The organism is Bacillus sp. LR_5, from assembly GCF_042709275.1.
On record NZ_JAVAXX010000466.1, the window covers coordinates 1 to 3249 of the forward strand.

The window sequence follows — 3249 nt, forward strand, 5'->3', positions numbered from 1 at the left end:
TCCTTCTTCATTGGGCTGATCCTGATATAGGGATTGCAAAAACTCGAATTTTACGGCATAGTCTGCATCGTCTGTTTCTTTAGCATATTCATAGCCCCGCTTGTGATATTCCGAAGCTTTATCATGTTTTCCCTGTTTATAATAAATCAGGGTGATTAAAAAATAGGCTTGCGGGAGAGAATTGACGATCCTGCTGCTTTCAAACGTGGAGACCGCTTTTTCAAAGTAATCAATGGCAGGGCCTAAAAGGTCTTGATTGTAATAGCATAATCCGAGATTGTAGTATGCTCTTCCGACCAGCTGGGCTTTTTGTTCCGCTTGGGCCATATTGAGCGCCAATTTGAAATGGCGTGCGGCTTGTTCGAAATTTCTTTCATCCATCAGGTTGACCCCGAACACGAAATGGCACTGAATGATTCTCACATTATAGGTTTCCTGCTCCACGTAAATTTCATAGGCGTTTTTTATATTAATCAATGAAAAATACGTTTGCTTCATATAATAATAAGCTTCCGCGATTTTAAAATAGAATTCAGCCCGTTCAATATGGTCTGCGACAAAGGAGAGCTTTTTCTCCGCCTGTTTATAGTATGTAATGGCAGAAATAAATTCCCGCTTATCAAACTCATACATCCCGCGAAAAAAATTCACGTAATAGTCGAGCAGCCCTTTGAGATCTGCCTGATTGCTGTCAATGTTTCTTGATAATTCAGACAGGCTTGGCTGGTCTTCGATATTTAATTTCTCTAACGGCTCAAGATAATCCAGCATAAGCTGGTGCCGGAATTCCATTAGTGAATAATAAAGCAGCAAGTTGGAATCATGCTGCATGTGTTTCAGTTCCTGCTGGATTTCAGCTTTTAACACTTCGGCATCCGGCACGCTGAATGTCCGGATATATCTGTACCACTCGTTAATTTTTTGACCGACCGCTGAAGAAGGAATTACCCCGCTCTTCATTCCTTCACCCTCTCCCATCAAAAACTGTTTATGTCATATTTTATCATGTTTATAGACCGTCCCAACCCGAAAAACACGCAATCTTTGTTTTCGGGAGCACGCAATAAACCGAAGCGGTGTGCAAAAAAGGCGGCTGCATCAGTTGATGCGCCGCCCTGTATGCTATTGCTGTTTTGCCGTTAAAGGAAGGCGGATGATGAACTTTGTGCCTTTCCCTTCTTCACTCTTGATTTCTACTGTGCCCTGGTGCATTTCAACGAGCTGCCTGACGATCGAGAGACCGAGTCCGTATTCACCGTATGCCGTGTTCGTTCTTGAAATATCTGCTTTATAGAATCGCTCCCAAATATGCTCAATATCCTCTTTTGGAATGCCGATACCCGTGTCTTCAATTTCAATAATCGTCTCTTTATAACCTTCCATTCCGCGCAGCCAAATGTCACCGTTTTTCGTAAATTGGATGCTGTTTTTCGTAATGTTGACCAGAATTTGAATGAACCGGTCATAATCGGCATGTACGATGACGTGATCCTCTACCTGGATCATCAGCTTGTTTTGTTTTTCTTCCGCCTGCTGCTGCAAGTGCTCTTTCACGATTTCAAACACTTCGATCAGAGGAACGTCTAGCTTGTTCAAGGTGATTTGCTGGGATCTGATTTTTTCATAATCCAGATTTTCTTTTACGAGCCGCAGCATGCGCTTCGTTTCCTCACTGATCAGCGAGAAGCATTTATCCTTCTTATCCTCAGGAATCGTATGGCTGTTCAACCCTTCAACCAAACCGTTGATCGTCGTCAGCGGTGTTTTTAATTCATGTGACACGTCAGCGATAAACTGCCTTCTCCGCTTCTCAAGGCGATCGATTTCATCCCTTGACTGCTTTAGTTTTTTCGCCATGATATTAAAGTCAGACGCCAGTACGCCGATTTCGTCCCCGTAGCTGTTTTCCAAATGGATGTCATAATCGCCGGAAGCCACTTTATCTGTCGCTTCTCTCAGCTTTTGAATCCGCTTGACATGGAATTTGGACAGAAGCCAGCTCACAAGAATCGTAATCACAAGCGTGCTGATCACAGCGTAAAACATATAGAGGTTGACCTGATTGACCATCTGTTCAACACCGCTGATCGGAGAAATCAGCAGAACGGCGCCTTTAAATTCGTTCTGAACAAATATAGGCTGCGCCACAAGGGACACTTCATCATCAAAACGGCCATCTGCCCTGATCATGACAGTCTGCCCTTTTTTCAGCTTATTCCATTCTGATTTCTTCAGCTGTTCCCTTGGTGGGTGATGAAAGCCTTCAGGAAGAAAATAAGGCTGCTGCTCTTCATTAAAGATGATAAACTGCGTCTTTCTTGTGCTTAACATGTCCTGATAAGGATAGAGCCTGCGCATGTCCACCTGGCCGGATTGGAATTCATTTGCAATCTGCACCGCATATGACGTCAATTCCTCTACTTTGTTCTGATAGGCAAATTCCTTCACAAAGTGGGAAAACAGAGAAATGATAATGACAAACGCTAAAATCAAAATGCTGATATGGCTTAGCAGCAGCTGATATAAATATTTAATCTTCATCAAATTTATACCCTACTCCCCACACAGTATACAGGAAAGGCTTGTCCTCGCTGGCAAGCTTTTTCCGCAGCCGTTTGATATGAACGTCAACCGTCCGCTCATCTCCATAAAATTGATAGCCCCATACCTGCTCAAGCAGCTGTTCTCTTGAGAACACCTGCCGCGGATTTTGGACAAGGTAATAAAGCAGATCGAATTCCTTCGGCGTGAGATTTTCTACAGGCTCTCCGTTTAATAATACTTCTCTCGTCTTCTTATTAATGGTAAAGCATTCCGTTTCGATCATATCTTCATCAATAACTGCTTTGCCTGTCGCCTTATATCTTCTGATGACGGCTTTGATGCGGGCAAGCAATGTCAGCGGGCTGAACGGCTTTGTGACATAATCGTCCGCCCCCATCTCAAAACCGATGACCTGATCTGATTCAGTGTCTTTGGCAGTCAGCATGATAATCGGCACTGTGCTTGTCTCTCTTATTTTTCTGCAGATGGTCACGCCGTCCATAGATGGAAGCATGATATCCAAAATGATCAGATCCCAATTTTCTTCCGTAAAACGCTGGTACCCTTCTAACCCGTCATGAACGAATTCCGCTTCAAAACCTTCTTTAAAAAAGAACATCTCCGTCATCGTACATACACTAACATTATCTTCTATCATTAATATTTTCATTATATCCTCCGGTTGTTTTGATGCTTTTTTATATA

The 3249-nt window shown here is 43.0% G+C and carries 3 protein-coding genes; all 3 read right to left on the reverse strand.

The window, feature by feature from the left end; genetic code table 11:
• Positions 1 to 960: response regulator aspartate phosphatase RapC (gene rapC, locus RAC86_RS37120; RefSeq protein ID WP_377886804.1), on the reverse strand; the 960-nt coding region annotated here is incomplete at its 3' end.
• A gap of 162 nt (positions 961 to 1122) precedes the next feature.
• Complete coding sequence (gene yclK / locus RAC86_RS37125; RefSeq protein ID WP_377886806.1) at positions 1123 to 2544, reverse strand: two-component system sensor histidine kinase YclK; 1422 nt, start codon at positions 2542 to 2544, stop codon at positions 1123 to 1125.
• Positions 2531 to 3214: a two-component system response regulator YclJ gene (yclJ, locus tag RAC86_RS37130; RefSeq protein ID WP_224912755.1), complete on the reverse strand. Its 684-nt coding sequence runs from the start codon at positions 3212 to 3214 to the stop codon at positions 2531 to 2533. Before yclJ ends, yclK begins: the two co-directional genes overlap by 14 nt.
• Positions 3215 to 3249 lie beyond the last annotated feature (35 nt).